Origin of the sequence: Streptomyces sp. R41 (assembly GCF_041053055.1) — a bacterium.
Taxonomy (GTDB): Bacteria; Actinomycetota; Actinomycetes; order Streptomycetales; family Streptomycetaceae; genus Streptomyces.
Window position 1 is genome coordinate 8,107,149 of sequence record NZ_CP163443.1, and the last position, 16,692, is coordinate 8,123,840.

The window sequence follows — 16,692 nt, forward strand, 5'->3', positions numbered from 1 at the left end:
AGATTGCACGAGACGTCTCGTCTCGTCTAACCTCATCGCATGACCACCCGACGCGCCCATATCGCCATGTTCTCCATCGCTGCCCACGGCCATGTGAACCCGAGCATCGACGTGATCCGGGAGCTCGTGGCACGCGGGCACCGCGTCACGTACGCGATTCCGCCCGCCTTCGCCGAGAAGATCGCCGAGACCGGGGCCGAGCCGAAACCGTGGAACTCGACGCTGCCCACCGGCGACGACCCGGATGCGTGGGGGACCGAGCTGATCGACAACATCGAGCCGTTCCTGACGGACGCGCTGCAGGCCGAGCCGCAGCTCGCGGCGGCGTACGCCGGCGACGAACCGGATCTGGTGCTGTACGACATCACGGCGTACCCGGCCCGGGTCCTCGCGCACCGCTGGGGCGTCCCGATCGTGCAGCTCTCGCCGAACCTCGTGGCCTGGGAGGGGTACGAGGAGGAGGTCGGCAAGCCGATGTTCGAGCCGCTGAAGCGGACCCCGCGCGGCAAGGCGTTCTACGAGACCTTCGCCCGCTGGATCGCAGAGAACGGCATGGACCTGAGAGTCGAGGACTTCATGGGCCGACCCGACCGCTGCCTCGTCCTCATCCCCAGGGTCCTGCAGCCGAACGCGGATCGCGTCGACGAGAAGCGCTACACCTTCGTCGGCGCCTGCCAGGGCGACCGCGCCGCGCAGGGGGACTGGCGGCGGCCCGTCGACGCCGAGAAGGTGCTGCTCGTGTCGCTGGGTTCCAGTTTCACCAAGCAGCCAGGCTTCTACCGCGAGTGCGTCAAGGCCTTCGGCGATCTGCCGGGCTGGCATGTCGTGCTGCAGATCGGGAAGTTCGTCGATCCGTCAGAGCTGGGTGAGGTGCCCGGCAATGTGGAGGTGCACCCGTGGGTGCCACAGCTGTCGGTGCTGCGGCAGGCCGACGCGTTCATCACGCACGCGGGGGCGGGCGGCAGCCAGGAGGGGCTGGCCACCGGCACGCCGATGGTCGCCGTACCGCAGGCCGTCGACCAGTTCGGCAACGCCGACATGCTCCAGGCGCTCGGCGTCGCCCGCCACGTACCGATGGAGGAGGTCACCGCCGACACCCTGCGCGAGGCCGTCCTCGCCGTCGCCGACGATCCCGAGGTGGCACGCCGCCTGCACGAGATCCGGGAACAGATGGCACAGGAGGGCGGCACACGACGGGCGGCCGACCTCATCGAGGCCGAGCTGCCGACGGGGGAGTAGGACCTCATCGGGGCCCAGCTGCCGACCGGGCCGTAGGCCCCACCTCGAGGCCGGGCTGCCCCCGGAGGCATGAGGAAAGGGCCTGTTGGCCCCCGGGGGGATCCAACAGGCCCTTTCGCGGCAGGAGTTACACCCCGGCCCGCTCACCCTCCCGGGCGGCCGGCGGCAACACGGCCTCCGGCGCCTCGTCGTGCGTGAGGTCCGGCAGCCGGTTCAGCCACTTCGGCAGATACCAGTTGCGCTCGCCGAGCAGGGCCATCACGGCGGGGAGCAGCACACCCCGGATGATCGTCGCGTCGATGAGCACCGCGGCGGCCAGGCCCACACCCATCTGCTTCATGGACTGCATGGACAGCGTCCCGAAGATGGCGAACACGGCGACCATGATGACCGCGGCGCTGGTGACGACACCGGCCGTGGTCACCACCCCGTGCCGGATCGCCTCCTTGGTGCTGCGGCCGCGCAGCCGGGCCTCACGGATCCGCGAGACCACGAACACGTGGTAGTCCATCGAGAGCCCGAAGAGGATCACGAAGAGGAACAGCGGCAGCCAGGTGACGATGGCGCCCACACCCTCCGCGCCCACCAGCGACGCGCCCCAGCCGTGCTGGAAGACGGCGACGAGGATGCCGTAGGCGGCGCCCACCGACAGCAGGTTGAGTGCGATCGAGGTGATCGCGACCGTCAGAGAGCGGAACGACAGGAGCATCAGCAGGAAGGCGAAGACCACGACGAACGCGAAGACCGGGACGACGGAGCCGACCAGCTGGTCGTTGAAGTCGTGCGATCCCGCGACCTGTCCGGTGATCGGCGCCTGGACCCCGTCGACCTTGCCGAGCGTGTCGGGCCGCACCTTGTCGCGCAGCAGCCCCAGGCTCTTCTCCGCCTTGTCCTGATCGGATCCGCCGACCAGCGGCACGTACACGAAGGCGACGTTCTGCGCGTCGTGCACCTTGATGTCGACCGGACCGCGCGAGGCGCCCGAACTGATCGCCTGCTCACGGAAGTCGGCGAGCGCGGACTTCACGTCGGCGGCGTTGATGTCGTTCGCCTTGACGATCACCTCGGCCGGCTCGGAGCCGCCGGGGAAGGCGTCGTTGACGCGGTTGTACGTACCCACGATGGGCAGCGAGTTGCCGAACTCCTGGTCCAGCGTGAGGTTCTGGGTCTTCATGCCGACCGCGGGAGCCGCGATGGCGAGCAGCGCACCGGACGCGACCACGACGGAAACAACGGGCTTGGCCAGCACGCCCCGCAGGACGGCCGTCCAGAACCGGCTCTCTCCGTTGCCCTTGCGACGCCGCCGCCGGCTCAGGAACGGAATCCGCCCCTTCTCGACCCGCTCGCCGAGCAGCGAGAGCAGCGCGGGCAGGACGGTGACCGAACCGACCATGGCGACCGCCACGACCATCAGCGAGGCCAGGCCCATCGCCTCGAACTCGGCGAGCCCGGTGAAGAGCATGCCCGCCATCGCCACGCACACGGTGACACCGGAGACGATGATGGCGCGGCCACTGGTCGCGGCGGCGATCCGCAGCGCGGTACCGGCGTCCCGCCCCGCTTCGCGCTCCTCGCGCTCACGGCGCAGATAGAACAGGCAGTAGTCGACGCCGACGGCCAGACCGACCAGGAGCATCACGGAGTTGGCGGTGTCGCTCATCGGCATCACATGGCTGACGACGCCCATCAGGCCCATCGTCGCCATGATCGCGGTGATGGCCAGCGCCACCGGCAGCAGCGCGGCCACCAGCGCGCCGAAGGCGATCAGCAGAATACCGAGGGCCACCGGCACCGCAGAGAGCTCGGCCTTCTGGAAGTCGTCGCCGAACGCGTCGTCGTACTGCTTCATCATGCTGGCGCCGCCGATCTCCTCGATCCGCAGCCCCGAGTGGTCCTTCTGCACGCCCTTGACGGCGTTCAGTACGGGCTCGACCCGGTCGCCCGCGGTCTCCGAGTCGCCGCGCATGTCGAACTGCACGAGCGCGCTGCGGCCGTCCTTCGAGATCGTCTTCGTGTCGTACGGCGACGTCACGCCCGTGACCTTGCCGGTGGACTCGACCGCCTTGACGACGGCGACGACGGCGTTCTTGAACTCGGCGTCCGTGGCCTTGGTGTTCGCGTCCTTCGCCTGGATCAGGACGGTCTCACTGGCCGGTTCCTTGATGTCGGCGTCTTCGATGATCTTGGCGGCGGTGTGCGTCTCGCCCTTGAGCTGGTCGCTCTCCTTGACGTCGACGCGGCCCGCCGCCGAGCCGAGCCCCATCGCCAGGACGACGAACAGCACCCAGATTCCGACGGCCGCCCATCGGTGCCGGGCGCTCCAGCCGCCTGCCCGGGCGGCGATGCCCCGCACCCGTGTATCTCCGTTCCCCATGACGGGCCAGCCCCCTTGTGCGCGGTGACAGCCCCCTGCCGCCACCTTTCGTTATGAAGGTATGGGCCGGATAAGAGCGTCTCGTCGTGCTGCCTGGTGAACCCCCGAAGCTGCGACTCCTCCCCTCGGACCCCGGCGTCTCCGCACTGGGGAGGATGGAAGCCCCTTACACGTAACGGGACTTCTCGGGGATGTGGATCAGGGTGTCCGTTCTGTCGGGTGGAGTCCTCTTTATTATTTCGAAGGGTTGTTGATTAAGTCACAGCTCTATGTAGGTGTTGAACTGTGCGGGCCGATCGGCCAAGGTTTCGTGCCAACCCGCAGGTAACTTTCGGTGCGGGCCGCGGTCGTCGCGCCCACCCCCACGGGGCGCGACGACCGCTTTATGGTGTGCGGATGACGACGACGTACGCGGCGCTGTTGCGCGGGATCAATGTGGGCGGCGCCAAGAAGGTGCCGATGGCCGAACTGCGCACCCTGATCGAGGGACTCGGCCTCGGCGACGTACGCACGTATCTCCAAAGCGGCAACGCGGTGTTCAGCAGCGACCACGGCGACGAGGAGTCCCTCGCCGTGGAGCTCGCCCACGCCATCGAGAAGCACTTCGGCTTCACCGTCGGCGTGCTGGTGCGCGACCACGCCTACTTGAAGGCCGTACGGGAGGCATGCCCGTTCCCGGCCGCCGAACTGGAGGCCAAGCAGCTGCACGCCACCTACTTCTCCGGTCCCGTCGACGCCGAGCGCTTCGCCTCGGTCGACCAATCGGCCTTCCTCCCGGAGGAGTTCCGCCTCGGCGACCGCGTCCTGTACCTGTACGCCCCCGACGGCCTCGGACGCTCCAAGCTGGCGGAAGCCTTGTCGAAGCCGCGACTGCTGAAGGGCATCACCGCCACCACCCGCAACTGGAACACCGTCGTCAAACTGGAGGAGATGACCGGTGCTTGAGCGCGACGCCGCGGTCGAGGCCGCCATCGAGGGCGAGCTGCGTCTGCTCGACCCGGAGATCCGCCGCTCGCCCGAACTCGTCGGCGCGCTCCTGCACCCCGACTTCCATGAGTTCGGCGCTTCGGGCCGGATCTGGGACCGCGCCTCGATCATCGCCTCGCTGGCCGGCGAGAACGAATCCGGGGCCCGGCCCAGCACCACCTCGCACATGAAGGGTGTCCAGCTCGCGTCCGACCTGGTCCACCTCACCTTCGACACCGACAACAACGGCCTCCGGGCGCACCGGAGTTCACTGTGGCGGCTCACCGAGGAGGGGTGGCTGCTGTACTTCCACCAGGGGACGCCGCACGGCTCCGACGCAGCGTGACCTTTCGTACGCCGGCGTAGGTCGTGTACGAGGTGATCTCGTCCGGGACGGTGAGACGGGGGTCCTTGTACAGCTGTCGCAGCTCGTCCTCGGATCGGGTCGCCGCGACGGTGTCGGTCAGGGTGATGTCGGCCTCGGTGAGGGCCGTGTCGTCGAGGATCTCGGGGCCCCAGCCGTCCCAGGGGAGCACCTCGACGCCGCCCAGGGCGGCCAGGTCGTGCAGGACGTTGCCCCGCACGAACCACAGGCCTTTGAGGCCGAGCCAGCTGACCCCGAAGGTGGCGGGGTCGGCGCGCCCGGCCCGGCACTCCCGCCAGGCCTGACCCGCCACGACGAACCGGTCCCTGGGCACGTCCAGCGGGTCGAAGTCCACGTCGTACGGGCCGTACGCGATCTGCGCGTCCGCGAGCCGCCAACTGCCGTCCGGCAGGCGGTACTCGGTGACCCAGTGGTCCTCGTGGAAGCCCTCGGTGAAGTACGTGGCGAATCCGCAGCGCAGCCGGGCCGGTGTACCGGTCGCCCGCAGCAGCGAGCACAGCAGCAGGGAGAAGTCGCGGCAGGTCCCGACGAACCGTTCCTCCGGCTCCCGCCGCTGGTTCAGGGGCCGGTCGGCGCGCTCCCGCAGGATCCGCAGCACTTCCGTCACGTACCGTGACTCGGCGTCCTCGGCCAGTCGCGGCTCGGGGATGGCGTACGCGAAGAGGTCGCCCTCGCCCCGGTGGATGATCACATCCCTTACGACATGGGCGAGTCCGCCGAGATCCCTGGGAAGCCCGCTCACATCGAGGTCACCGGGATCGCTATACGCGCTCTGCGTCAGATAGAGGTCCATGTCCAGGACCCTCGGGTCTGCCCCAGGGGCAAGGTCAAGCCGGCCGGCCCAGCCGGGCCACGTCCTGTTCGTGAGGCGCACGACGTGCGCTGGTGACGAGGTACCCGATGACGAACAGCAGCCCCGCCGTGCCGAACACCGTCACCAGAATGTAGACGGGGTACATGTCGTCGCCCTGCGGATAGCGTTCCCCGCACATCCGGACCACGTCGGGATGCGTACGCGACGCCTCCAGGCACACCCGGTGCCCCGGCTTCGGACGGCTGAGGTCGGTGTCGAGATTCCGCACCGTGGTGTGGCGGCCCCCGTCCACCGTGTACGAGATCTCCTGCTTCTGGTACTTGGTGCCGGGGTCGGCGATCCGGGACACCACGCCGGTGACCCGTACCCCCGTGTCGTCGATCAGTTCCGCCCGCTGCCACTGAAACGCCGCCGAGCACCCTGCGAATACGGCGATCACCAGGAACAACGCACCCAGCAGCAAGGTCCATTTGCGCACGGCGGACAGCCTGACATGTGGGGCGGCAGGGGACCAGGGCCGGGACGGCGTGCGGAGTTTGCGGAATCGTCCATGGCCGCTACACCCATCTGTGCGAGGCTCGTGGGTATGCGCTACATCATCATCGGAGCAGGAGCGGTCGGCGGCGCGATCGGTGGTCGGCTGGCCGAGGCGGGGCACGAGGTCGTGCTGGTCGCGCGGGGCGCGCACTACGAGGCGTTGTGTGCGAGTGGGCTGCGGTTCATGACCCCGGAGGGGCTGTGCACGCACCGGCTGCCCGCGGTCGACGGGCCGGCGGCGCTCGGGGAGTTGCGCGCCGACGACGTGCTGGTGCTCGCCGTCAAGACGCAGGACAGCGAGGCCGCACTGGAGGCGTGGGGCCCGAGCCCGGTCGCGGGTGGCGGTACGGCGGCCGAGCGGCTGCCGCTGGTGTGCGCGCAGAACGGAGTGGAGAGCCAGCGCCTGGCGCTGCGCCGCTTCCGCCGGGTGTACGGCGTCTGCGTCTGGCTGCCCGCCACCTTCGTCGAACCGGGCGTCGTGTCGGCCGCCGGCACCCCGCTCACCGGCATCCTGCACCTCGGGCGCTATCCGCACGGCACGGACGAGACGGCCCGCCGTATCGCCGCAGACTTGGAGAAGTCCCGCTTCGAGGCGCCGGTGGTCCCCGACGTGGCCCGCTGGCAGTACGCCAAACTCCTCGGCAACCTCGCCAACTCGATCGAGGCGGTCACGGGAGTACTCACCAGCGAGGAGGGCCTGGCGCTCTTCGAGCGTGTGCGCGCGGAGGGCGAGGCCGTGCTCGACGCCGCCGGCATCGCGTACGTGGGCGAGGAGGAGCAGAAGAGGACCCGCGGCGACAAGATCCGCTTCGAGCCCTTCGACGGCTCCGAACGCAGCGCCGGTTCCTCCTGGCAGTCCCTCAACCGCGGCACCGGCACCATCGAGGCCGACTATCTCAACGGCGAGATCGCGCTCCTGGGCCGGCTGCACGGCGTACCGACCCCGCTGAACGACCTGCTCCAGCGGCTGGCGAACACGTTCGCACGCGAGCGCAGGGAGGCGGGCTCGCTGTCGGTGCCTGAGCTGGTGCGGCTCGCCGACGAGGCGGTGGCGTCGTACGACGCGGTCGTGACGACTGCTGAATGAGTCCCCGTCCGCGAGGTGTCGCGTTTCTTCAAGAGTCCTGGGCACGCCGTTCCTACCGTGAGGCGCATGAAGAACGACGACATGCACTCGTACATGAGCGAATGCGCCGCCGAGGCAGCGCGTCTCGCGCGCGGTGTCACGACGGAGCAGTTGACCGGCCCCACCCACTGCCCGGGCTGGGACGTCCGCACCCTCGTCAACCACTGGGTCCTCTACACCTCGCACGGCCTGGAGCACCGGGCACTGCGCAAGCAGCTCTCGGAAGAGCTGACCGGGCGTGACTTCACGGCCGATCCCGACTGGGCCGAGGCGTACGCGGCTCAGCTCGACCGCGCCGTCGCCGCATGGGACGACCCGGCCGTGTGGGAGGGCGAGGTCGACCTCGGGATGGCGAAGATGCCTGCCGCCGAACTCGCCCCGATGATCATCAAGGAGATGGCCGTGCACGGCTGGGACGTCGCGACCGCCACCGGTCAGGAGTTCCGCGTCTCGGACGGCGCCGCCCGGCTCGTCCTGGACGTGGTCGACACGCACGGCGAGCTCTACCGCCGGTACGACGGCTTCGCCGACCCGGTTCCGGTGTCCGACGACGCCCCTGTCTTCGAGCGCGCCCTCGCCCACAGCGGCCGGGATCCGCGTCTGGCCCAGGTCAAATTGGACCACTGACACCGGCAAGAATTGGACCGTGTTTCTGTGCCATTGAGTGGCTAGCCTCGGCGGCATGACGAACACTTCGCCCACCCGCGTCGACTTCTACTTCGATCCCGCCTGCCCCTTCGCCTGGATCACCTCCCGCTGGATGCTGGAGGTCGAGCGGAAGCGGCCGCTCGACCTCCGCTTTCACCCGATGAGCCTGTACCTGCACAACATCGGCAACGAACTCCCCGACTGGTACCGGGAGTTGGTCGACAAGTCCATCGGTCCCGTACGCGTCGCGGTGGCCGCCGCCGAGCAGCAGGGCGAGAAGGTGCTGCGTGACCTCTACACGGCCTTCGGCACCCGCATCCACGAGCGCAAGGTCGAGGACTTCGACGCCGTGGTCGCCGGCTCCCTCGCCGAACTCGGACTCCCGGACGAACTGGCCGCCGCGGCCCATGACTCCTCGTACGACGAGGCGGTGCGCCGGAGCCATGACGCGGGCAAGGAGCGCGACTCCGACGCCTATGTGGGGACACCGACCATCCATGTCGACGGAACGGTGTGGTTCGGGCCGGTGCTGCGGGCCATTCCGCGCGGCGAGAAGGCGGCGGAGCTCTTCGACAGTTTCCGCGTCCTCGCCGCGCATCCGGACTTCTTCGAGCTCAAGCGGACCCGGACGGGCGGGCTGTCGTTCGACTGAACCATGGTCCGGAATCTGAACGCTGCTCGGATGAATCAATGCCTTACGGAAGGGAGTTGCGTCGTTCTTTGCGTCATTCATTGACGGTGACGCGTCATAGATCCTACCTTTCTCGGCGTTGGGTACCGGCTGATCCCACGGGAAGGGAACATGCCCATGCGCCGAAGAGCCGTCCTGGTCACCCTGATCTCCACGCTCCTGGCCCTCGGAGTTCCGGGCGCCTCCTCCGCCGCCGAGTCCGCGTCCCCCGACCTCTACGTGTCCCCGGCCGGGGACGACCACGCGAACGGCACCGCCCGCCATCCCGTACGCACCCTGGACCGCGCCCGCGACCTGGCCCGCGCCCGCGTCGCGGACATGAAGGGCGACCTGACGGTCCACCTCGCGTCGGGCACCTATCGCCGCACCGAGCCGCTCGTCCTGAACGCCCGCGACTCGGGAACCGGCGGCCACAAGGTGATCTGGCAGGGGACCGGCCGGACGGTCATCAGCGGTGGCCGCCGGGTCTCCGGATGGCGGAAGGTCACGGGCAGGCCCGGCCTCTGGTCCGCCCCCGCGCCCCAAGGACTCACCGACACACGGCAGGTGTACGTCGACGGGGTCCGCGCCCAGCGTGCTCGCGGCGCCGTCCCCGTCGACCTCACCCAGACCGCCACCGGCTACACGGCGTCCTCCGACACACTCGCCCACTGGAAGCACCCGACCGACGCCGAGTTCGTCTACACCAGCGGCGAGGCCCTGTGGAACATCGAGCGCAACGGGCTCGGCCAGTGGACCGAGCCACGCTGCCGCATCGCCGCCGCCGAGGGCACCACCATCACGATGGTCCAGCCGTGCTGGGACAACTCCAACAAACGGGTCGAGTTCCCCGACATCCCCGGCCGGACCGTCAGCATGGTCGGCCCCGGCCATCTCACCAACAGCGGCAGGGCGACGTACATCGAGAACGCGTACGAACTCCTGGACCAGCCCGGCGAGTGGTATCTCGACCGCGCCGCGCACCGCGTCTACTACCTGCCGCGCAAGGGCGAGAACCCGGCCCGGGCGGATGTCGAGGCGGCGCAGGCCGAGAAGCTGATCGACGGACAGGGGACCGCCTCCGCTCCCGTACACGACATCGCCTTCCGGGGACTGCAGTTCAGCTATGCCACCTGGCTCACCCCGTCGAGGCCTGAGGGCTTCTCCGAGATCCAGGCGGGATACACCATCACCGGGGAGAAGGGCTGGGCGACGCAGGGGCTGTGCCAGTACGTCGAGGGCGGCACCTGCCCGTTCGCGTCCTGGACCAAGATGCCGGGCAATGTCTCCCTCACGTACGGGCAGCGCATCGAGTTCGGTGACGACGTCTTCGCCCATCTCGGGGCGTCCGGACTCGACTTGGGCACCGGTTCCACGGACTCGAGGGTCAACGGCTCCGTCTTCACCGACATCTCCGGCAACGGCCTCGAGATCGGGGGAGTCGACGGACAAACCCCCGCCTCAGGTGAGCAGGTGACGAACAATCACCTCTACGGCCTGCCCCGTGAGTTCCACGGTGGCGTCGCGATCCTCAACGGCTACACCCAGCACAACACCATCGCCCACAACCAGATCGACCACGTCGGCTACAGCGCGATCTCGCTGGGCTGGGGCGGCTGGCCCGACAAGATCGGCGACCCGGCGACCCCGAACCCCAGCCACGACAACGCCGTCCGCGACAACCTGATCTTCGACTACATGCAGATGCTCGACGACGGCGGTGGCATCTACACCCAGGGTCTCACCGGCACCTCCATGGCCGACGGCGAGAAGGTCACGGGGAATGTCATCCACGACCAGTGGGGCCTGGGCAAAAACGTCTACACCGACAACGGCTGCACCTACGAGACCGTCGAGGGCAATGTCCTCTACAACGCCTCGTACGCCAACGTCGCCTCCCGCCACACCGACTACCGTGACGACCTCGGCAACAACGACCCGACCCTCGTCAAGGACAACTGGTGGGAGGAGGGCACGTCCGACGGCGACAACAAGGGCCTGGTGACGAGCGGCAACAAGATCATGGCGGGTCTGTCCGACGTACCGTCGGAGATCCTCGACAACGCGGGACTCGAGCCCGCCTACGCCCCTCTCCTGGACCGCCGTATCGGTGCTCCCTCGGCGCCCGAGGCACCCTCCCGTGTCGGCACGAGCTCGGCGGGCGCCGACGCGCTGTACGCCACCTTCAACCCGAGCTTCGTGGACGGCGGTTCGCCGGTGACGGGGTACACGGCACGGGCCTACGACGCGTCGGGCCGGCAGGTCGGCGAACAGACCGTCACGGCGGCCGAGTTCAAGCGCACCGCGATCGTCCGCATCGGCGGACTCCCCTCGTCCGGCGGCCCGTTCACGGTCACCGTCACCGCGAGCAACGCCCATGGCGGCAGCGCCCCGTCCCTGGCCTCGCTCCCGCTGACACCGGCCGCCGTGACCGCGCTCCCGGGCGCACCCACGAGCCCCAGGCTCCGTACGGCATCCAGCGCGGCCACCGTCGCCTGGACCCCGCCCACGGCAACCGGCGACGCCAAGGTCATCGGCTACCGCGTCACCGTCTCCGACGGCCGCGATCCGATCGAGGTCATGGGCCGGGACGTCCTGGTCACCCAGCCCTCCGCCAAGGGAATGTTCCGGGTCATCGGCGGACTGAAGCCCGCCACCTCCTACACCGTCACGATCGCGGCGGTCACAGCGGCGGGCACGGGACCGACGGCCACCACGACGGCCACCACCAAGCCCTAGCCACCGACTGTGCTCGGGGGCCGCCGGTGCCGTCAGGCGCCGACGGCCGCCAGCGCCGGTACGCGCGCCTCCTCGTACCGCTCCAGCAGGACCCGCGCCACCTCCGGCGCGGAACCGAGGACATCGGCCAGTACGTCGGCCTCGGCGGCCCCCCGCGCGATGCGGTCCGGCAGGAAACCGGGTGCGAGGACATAGGGGGCGACCGCGACGCGTGCGCAGCCGAGGGCACGCAGCTCGCGTACGGCGTCCTCGGTGCGCGGAAGGGATGCGGAGGCGAACGCAGGTCGCACGGCGCACCAACCGGTGTGCCGCCACTCCCGCGCGATTTCAGCGATCACTGCGATCGCCTCCGGGTCCGTGGACCCCGCCGAGGCCAGCACGACCCCGGTCGAGGACTTGTCGGCGGGGGTCAGCCCCGCCTCGTACAAACGACGTTCCAGGGCGGCGGTCAGCAGGGGGGACGGGCCGAGCACCTCCGCCTGGCGGATGCGCAGCCGCGACGGTGCCTCCCGCAGCACCGCCGGGATGTCCGACTTCGCGTGGAAGGCGCGCGTCAGCAGCAGCGGGAGCGCCACCACGTCCCGTACGCCCTCCGCCGCCAGGGATTCCAGCACCCCCTGCACCGAGGGGATGTTGAAGTCGAGGAAGCCGGTCTCCACCCGCAGGCCGGGGCGCTGGGCCCGTACCCGCCGCACCAGGGCATCCACCGTCGCGGCATGGCGCGGATCGCGGCTGCCGTGGGCGATGACCAGAAGGACCGGCTGACTCATGACGGGCTCAGCTCTTCACCAGGAGACCGCGGCTGCGCAGCACCCACCGTTCCACCGGGGTGAAGATGAGCAGGTCGATGGCGATGCCGACGAACAGGATCAGGAAGATGGCGAGGAAGACCATCGGCATGGAGCTGGCGTTGCGGCCGTTCTCCAGCAGCTGGCCGAGGCCCACGCCCAGGTCGGGAGAGGAGGCGATGATCTCCGCCGCCATCAGGGAACGCCAGGAGAACGCCCAGCCCTGCTTCAGGCCGGCCAGGTAGCCGGGCAGCGCGGCCGGCATGACGATGTGCCAGGTCCCCCGCAGGCCCGTCGCCCCCATCGTGCGGCCCGCCCGCAGGAAGAGCGGCGGCACCTGGTCGACACCCGACACCAGGCCGTTCGCGATGGACGGGACGGCGCCGAGCAGGATCACCGCGTACATCATCGAGTTGTTCAGGCCCAGCCAGATCACGGCCGGCGGGACCCAGGCCACCGAGGGCAGGGACTGCAGGCCCGACAGGATCGGGCCGATCGCGGCGCGGACGAACTTCACCCGGGCCACCACCAGACCCAGCGGAGTGCCGATCGCCAGCGCGAACAGGAAGCCGAGCAGACCGCGCGAGATGCTCGTCCAGATGTAGTCGAGCAGCGTGCCCTGCAACCAGGCGTCCTCGACCTCGCCCCACACGTCGGACGGTGAGGGGAGCTTGGTCGGGTCGTCGACGATCTTGAAGGTGATCAGCGCCTGCCAGGCCACCAGCACCACCGCGAACGCGACGAGCGGCGGCAGCACCTTCTGCTTGAAGGTCACCCCGAAGGACCGGCGGCCCGTGACGGAGACCTCCAGCGCGTCGAGGCCCGCCTCCAGACCGCCCAGCTCGGCGTTGTCCTTGACGGCGGCGTCGGCCTTCGTCTCAGTGCTGGCCATGGCGGCGGATCTCCCCACGCAGTTGTTCGGTGATCTCGATGGACAGTTCCGCCACCGGGGCGTCTTCGATGCGGCGCGGCTGCGGAATGTCCACGGTCCACTCGCGGGCGATCCGCCCGGGACGGGAGGACAGCAGGATCACGCGCTGCGCGAGCCGCACCGCCTCGCGCACGTTGTGCGTGACGAAGAGGACGGACAGGCCCGTCTCGCTCCAGATCCGGGTCAGTTCGTCGTGCAGCATGTCCCGGGTGATGGCGTCCAGCGCCGCGAACGGCTCGTCCATCAGCAGGATCTGGCTGTCCTGCGCGAGCGCCCGGGCCATCGCGACCCGCTGGCGCATACCGCCGGACAGCTCGTGCACCCGCTTGCCGTACGCGCCCTTGAGCCGTACGAGTTCGAGCAGCTCCTCGGCCTTGCCGCGCCGCTCTGCCTTCGGAACTCCCCGGAGCTTCAGGGCGAGTTCGATGTTCTTGCCCGCGGTCAGCCACGGGAAGAGGGCGTGCTCCTGGAACATCAGGGCAGGGCGCCCGTGCGTCGTGATGTTGCCCGCGGTCGGGGCGTCGAGGCCCGCGACCAGGTTGAGCAGCGTCGACTTTCCGCAGCCCGAGGCCCCCAGGAGGGTGACGAACTCGCCGGGCGCGACATCGAGGGTGATGTCGTCGAGGACGAGCTGCTGTCCGGCGGGACCTGCGAAGGACTTCGAGACGTGCTCGATTCGCGCGGCGTACTCGACCGACGTCGTGGCGTCGGCGGCCTTGGCGAGGGCGGTTGCCATGGTCGTCACCTCCTGGGAACTCTTCGGGATCCGGGCTTACTTGACGCCGAGACCGGCGTCGTCGACCGTGCTCTCGCCCGCGGCCTTGAGGACCTTGTTCAGGAGCGTGAGGTCGTAGATGCCCGTCAGGTTGGGCTTCTCAAGGAGACCCGCCTTCACCGCGTGCTCCGCCTCGGTGTTGAGGGTGGAGGCCAGCGGGTCATTGGTGATCTGGATGGACTTCCAGGCCGGGTCGAGGACGTCGGCCGGGAGCGCCTTGCCGGAGTCCGCCTCCAGCTGCTTGTTCGCCGCCGCCTTCGCGTCGTCCGGGTTGGCGTTGATCCACTTGTTGGTGTCGACCGAGGCCTTCAGCACGGCCTCGACGGCCTTCGGGTGCTCCTTGAGGAACTTCTGCGACACGATGATGTTCGTGATCACGAACTTCTTGTCGGGCCACAGCGTCGACTCGTCGAGCAGCACCTTGCCGCCCTCGGCGACCAGCTTGGACGCGGTCGGCTCCGGCACCCAGGCGCCGTCGATGGAGCCCGACTTGTAGGCGTCCGGGGTGATCTTGTTGTCCGTGCGGACGACCGAGACGTCGCCCTTGCCGCTCTGCGCGTCGACCTTCCAGCCCTGGTCCGCGATCCAGTTGAGGAACGCGACGTCCTGCGTGTTGCCCAGCTGCGGGGTCGCGATCTTCTTGCCCTTGACGTCCTTCAGGGACTTGATCTTCTTCGGGTTGACCACGAGCTTCACACCGCCGGACGCCGAACCGCCGATGATGCGCAGGTTCTTGCCGTCGGACTTGGTGAAGCCGTTGATGGCCGGCGAGGGACCGATCCAGCCGATGTCGATGGAGCCCGAGTTCAGCGCCTCGATCTCGGAGGGCCCGGCGTTGAAGGTCTGGTACTTCGCCTCGGTGGCGCCGAGCTCCTTCTGGAAGAAGCCCTTCTGGTTGCCGACCAGCGCGGTGGCGTGCGTCAGGTTGCCGAAGTAGCCGATCTTCACGGAGTCGAGACCGTCGATCTTCTTCGACCCGGCGGCGACCTTCGCCTTGGTGTCGTCCTTCGCGTCGGAGCCGTAGCTGCAGGCGGCGAGGGCGAGGAGGGGGAGAGCGGTGACCACGGCGATGCCGCGGCGGACAAGCGTGGAGCGCGAGCGGATGGCAGGCACGGGAGGGGTTCCTCTCGTTGGCCCGGCGGTCACGATTTCAGTCGTGGCCGGGAAGGTCGGCAGGTCTTCGTCTCTTCCGGGACGGCGGGTGGGGGGACGGGGCGCGCAGGCAGTGCGCGTACGTCATCGCGCACATCGCGCCACTCCGCCCTGCCCGCTGCCGAGTGCGCCGCTGCCGACGCGGCCGCCCTCCTTCGCGAACGTGGAGTAGAAGTCGGTGGACGTCATGTCAGAAGTCCCACCCGTCGTCGTCGCCGTCGTCCTTGACCGGTTCCGGCGCCGCGAACGACTCGCCGACCATGCCCGCGGTGAGCGTGGTGCCGTCGTTCGGGTCGATCAGGATGAACGAACCGGTGCGCCGCGAGTCGGCGTAGGAGTCGACCGGCAGCGGCTCCGCGGTGCGGATCTTCACGCGGCCGATGTCGTTGGCGACGAGCTGTCCCGGGTGCGGGTGCAGGGAGAGGTCGTCGAGTGTGAGACGGGAGGGGATGTCCTTGACGATCGCCTTGACCGTGCGGGTGCCGTGCTTGAGCAGCACGCGGTGGCCGACGGTCAGCGGCTGGTCGGCCACGTGGCAGACGGTCGCCTCGATGTCCTGGGTGGTCGGCGGCGCGTCCTTGCTGGGCACGATCAGGTCGCCGCGCGAGATGTCGATGTCGTCCTCCAGGAGGACGGTGACCGACTGCGTCGTCCACGCGACGTCGACCGGCTTGCCGAGCAGATCGATGCCGGAGATCTTCGTGGAACGGCCGGACGGCAGGACCGTGATCTGCTCGCCGACCCGGAAGGTACCGGCCGCGATCTGACCGGCGTACCCACGGTAGTCGGGGTGCTCGGCGGTCTGCGGGCGGATCACGTACTGCACGGGAAGGCGGGCGTGGCAGTGCGCCAGGTCGTGGCTGACCGGCACGGTCTCCAGGTGCTCCAGGACCGTCGGACCGCCGTACCAGTCCATGTTCGCGGAGGCTTCCACCACGTTGTCACCGGCGAGCGCCGAGATCGGGATCGCGGTGATCTCGGGGACGCCCAGCTCGGAGGCGTACGCCGTGAACTCCTCGGCGATCGCGGCGAAGACGGACTCCTTGTACTCGACGAGGTCCATCTTGTTCACGGCGAGGACGACGTGGGGGACGCGCAGGAGCGCGGCGACGGCGGCGTGCCGACGGGTCTGCTCGATGACGCCGTTGCGCGCGTCCACGAGGACGACGGCCAGGTCGGCGGTGGAGGCGCCGGTGACCATGTTCCGTGTGTACTGCACGTGACCGGGGGTGTCGGCGAGGATGAAGCGGCGGCGCGCGGTGGCGAAGTAGCGGTACGCGACGTCGATGGTGATGCCCTGTTCGCGCTCGGCGCGCAGGCCGTCGGTGAGGAGGGCGAGGTCGGGGGCGTCCTGGCCGCGGCTGGCCGAGACGCGCTCGACGGCCTCCAGTTGGTCCGTCAGGACCGACTTGGAGTCGTGCAGCAGACGTCCGACGAGCGTGGATTTGCCGTCGTCGACGGAGCCTGCCGTGGCGAAGCGCAGCAGGGTGGTCGCCGACAACTGCTCGACCGACAAGGGCTCGGTGGGTTCGGTGGTGCTGGTCATGT

At 69.2% G+C, this 16,692-nt stretch carries 15 protein-coding genes; 7 read left to right on the forward strand and 8 right to left on the reverse strand.

Annotated elements, in window-relative coordinates:
• The first annotated feature begins 39 nt into the window (after window positions 1–39).
• A complete protein-coding gene (mgt, locus tag AB5J53_RS36880) occupies window positions 40–1,239 on the forward strand; it encodes a macrolide-inactivating glycosyltransferase (RefSeq protein WP_369249931.1) in 1,200 nt (399 codons plus the stop codon).
• A gap of 127 nt (window positions 1,240–1,366) precedes the next feature.
• On the opposite strand, the gene AB5J53_RS36885 is transcribed toward mgt, so the two are convergent.
• On the reverse strand, window positions 1,367–3,613 hold the full coding sequence (locus AB5J53_RS36885) for an MMPL family transporter (RefSeq protein WP_369249932.1): 2,247 nt from the start codon (window positions 3,611–3,613) through the stop codon (window positions 1,367–1,369).
• A gap of 396 nt (window positions 3,614–4,009) precedes the next feature.
• Between AB5J53_RS36885 and AB5J53_RS36890 the strand changes: the two genes are divergently transcribed.
• Window positions 4,010–4,558 carry a DUF1697 domain-containing protein gene (locus AB5J53_RS36890; RefSeq protein WP_369249933.1) on the forward strand — a complete coding sequence of 183 codons (549 nt, stop codon included), beginning with the start codon at window positions 4,010–4,012 and terminating at the stop codon, window positions 4,556–4,558.
• On the forward strand, window positions 4,551–4,925 hold the full coding sequence (locus AB5J53_RS36895; RefSeq protein WP_369249934.1) for a DUF4440 domain-containing protein: 375 nt from the start codon (window positions 4,551–4,553) through the stop codon (window positions 4,923–4,925). The genes AB5J53_RS36890 and AB5J53_RS36895 overlap by 8 nt, the downstream gene beginning before the upstream one ends.
• On the opposite strand, the gene AB5J53_RS36900 is transcribed toward AB5J53_RS36895, so the two are convergent.
• On the reverse strand, window positions 4,861–5,757 hold the full coding sequence (locus AB5J53_RS36900) for a transglutaminase-like domain-containing protein (protein WP_369249935.1): 897 nt from the start codon (window positions 5,755–5,757) through the stop codon (window positions 4,861–4,863). The two genes, AB5J53_RS36895 and AB5J53_RS36900, sit on opposite strands and share 65 nt — an antisense overlap.
• Window positions 5,758–5,791: 34 nt before the next feature.
• Window positions 5,792–6,256: a hypothetical protein gene (locus tag AB5J53_RS36905; RefSeq protein WP_369249936.1), complete on the reverse strand. Its 465-nt coding sequence runs from the start codon at window positions 6,254–6,256 to the stop codon at window positions 5,792–5,794.
• Window positions 6,257–6,364: 108 nt separating this feature from the next.
• Between AB5J53_RS36905 and AB5J53_RS36910 the strand changes: the two genes are divergently transcribed.
• The 4 genes from AB5J53_RS36910 (at window position 6,365) to AB5J53_RS36925 (ending at window position 11,498) form a co-directional block, all read left to right on the forward strand.
• Complete coding sequence (locus tag AB5J53_RS36910) at window positions 6,365–7,402, forward strand: ketopantoate reductase family protein (protein ID WP_369249937.1); 1,038 nt, start codon at window positions 6,365–6,367, stop codon at window positions 7,400–7,402.
• A gap of 66 nt (window positions 7,403–7,468) precedes the next feature.
• Window positions 7,469–8,068, forward strand: a complete 600-nt coding sequence (locus tag AB5J53_RS36915; RefSeq protein ID WP_369249938.1) for a TIGR03086 family metal-binding protein — start codon at window positions 7,469–7,471, stop codon at window positions 8,066–8,068.
• A 55-nt stretch (window positions 8,069–8,123) separates the two neighbouring features.
• Window positions 8,124–8,741, forward strand: coding sequence for a DsbA family protein (locus AB5J53_RS36920; protein WP_369249939.1), 618 nt, complete (start codon window positions 8,124–8,126; stop codon window positions 8,739–8,741).
• A gap of 156 nt (window positions 8,742–8,897) precedes the next feature.
• Window positions 8,898–11,498 carry a fibronectin type III domain-containing protein gene (locus tag AB5J53_RS36925; RefSeq protein ID WP_369249940.1) on the forward strand — a complete coding sequence of 867 codons (2,601 nt, stop codon included), beginning with the start codon at window positions 8,898–8,900 and terminating at the stop codon, window positions 11,496–11,498.
• 32 nt (window positions 11,499–11,530) lie between these two features.
• Here the strand turns inward: AB5J53_RS36925 and AB5J53_RS36930 are convergent, their stop codons facing one another.
• From AB5J53_RS36930 to AB5J53_RS36950, 5 genes are all read right to left on the reverse strand, one after another.
• Window positions 11,531–12,268 carry a sirohydrochlorin chelatase gene (locus AB5J53_RS36930; RefSeq protein WP_369249941.1) on the reverse strand — a complete coding sequence of 246 codons (738 nt, stop codon included), beginning with the start codon at window positions 12,266–12,268 and terminating at the stop codon, window positions 11,531–11,533.
• Between the two features lie 7 nt (window positions 12,269–12,275).
• Window positions 12,276–13,178 (reverse strand): ABC transporter permease, encoded by a 903-nt coding sequence (locus tag AB5J53_RS36935; protein WP_369249942.1) that lies wholly within the window; start codon window positions 13,176–13,178, stop codon window positions 12,276–12,278.
• A complete protein-coding gene (locus AB5J53_RS36940) occupies window positions 13,165–13,953 on the reverse strand; it encodes an ABC transporter ATP-binding protein (protein WP_369249943.1) in 789 nt (262 codons plus the stop codon). Before AB5J53_RS36940 ends, AB5J53_RS36935 begins: the two co-directional genes overlap by 14 nt.
• Before the next feature lie 36 nt (window positions 13,954–13,989).
• Window positions 13,990–15,105, reverse strand: coding sequence for an aliphatic sulfonate ABC transporter substrate-binding protein (locus AB5J53_RS36945; protein WP_369249944.1), 1,116 nt, complete (start codon window positions 15,103–15,105; stop codon window positions 13,990–13,992).
• Window positions 15,106–15,334: 229 nt separating this feature from the next.
• Entirely contained in the window at window positions 15,335–16,690 is a 1,356-nt protein-coding gene (locus tag AB5J53_RS36950) for a sulfate adenylyltransferase subunit 1 (protein WP_369249945.1), read from the reverse strand.
• Window positions 16,691–16,692 lie beyond the last annotated feature (2 nt).

Bases quoted from the DNA above. Each gene is read 5' to 3' on its own strand.
- AB5J53_RS36935 (WP_369249942.1), bottom strand. From the start codon at position 13,178: ATGGCCAGCACTGAGACGAAGGCCGACGCCGCCGTCAAGGACAACGCC.
- AB5J53_RS36915 (WP_369249938.1), top strand. From the start codon at position 7,469: ATGAAGAACGACGACATGCACTCGTACATGAGCGAATGCGCCGCCGAG.
- AB5J53_RS36910 (WP_369249937.1), top strand. From the start codon at position 6,365: ATGCGCTACATCATCATCGGAGCAGGAGCGGTCGGCGGCGCGATCGGT.
- AB5J53_RS36950 (WP_369249945.1), bottom strand. From the start codon at position 16,690: ATGACCAGCACCACCGAACCCACCGAGCCCTTGTCGGTCGAGCAGTTG.
- AB5J53_RS36930 (WP_369249941.1), bottom strand. From the start codon at position 12,268: ATGAGTCAGCCGGTCCTTCTGGTCATCGCCCACGGCAGCCGCGATCCG.
- AB5J53_RS36940 (WP_369249943.1), bottom strand. From the start codon at position 13,953: ATGGCAACCGCCCTCGCCAAGGCCGCCGACGCCACGACGTCGGTCGAG.
- AB5J53_RS36925 (WP_369249940.1), top strand. From the start codon at position 8,898: ATGCGCCGAAGAGCCGTCCTGGTCACCCTGATCTCCACGCTCCTGGCC.
- AB5J53_RS36920 (WP_369249939.1), top strand. From the start codon at position 8,124: ATGACGAACACTTCGCCCACCCGCGTCGACTTCTACTTCGATCCCGCC.
- AB5J53_RS36890 (WP_369249933.1), top strand. From the start codon at position 4,010: ATGACGACGACGTACGCGGCGCTGTTGCGCGGGATCAATGTGGGCGGC.
- AB5J53_RS36900 (WP_369249935.1), bottom strand. From the start codon at position 5,757: ATGGACCTCTATCTGACGCAGAGCGCGTATAGCGATCCCGGTGACCTC.
- mgt (WP_369249931.1), top strand. From the start codon at position 40: ATGACCACCCGACGCGCCCATATCGCCATGTTCTCCATCGCTGCCCAC.
- AB5J53_RS36885 (WP_369249932.1), bottom strand. From the start codon at position 3,613: ATGGGGAACGGAGATACACGGGTGCGGGGCATCGCCGCCCGGGCAGGC.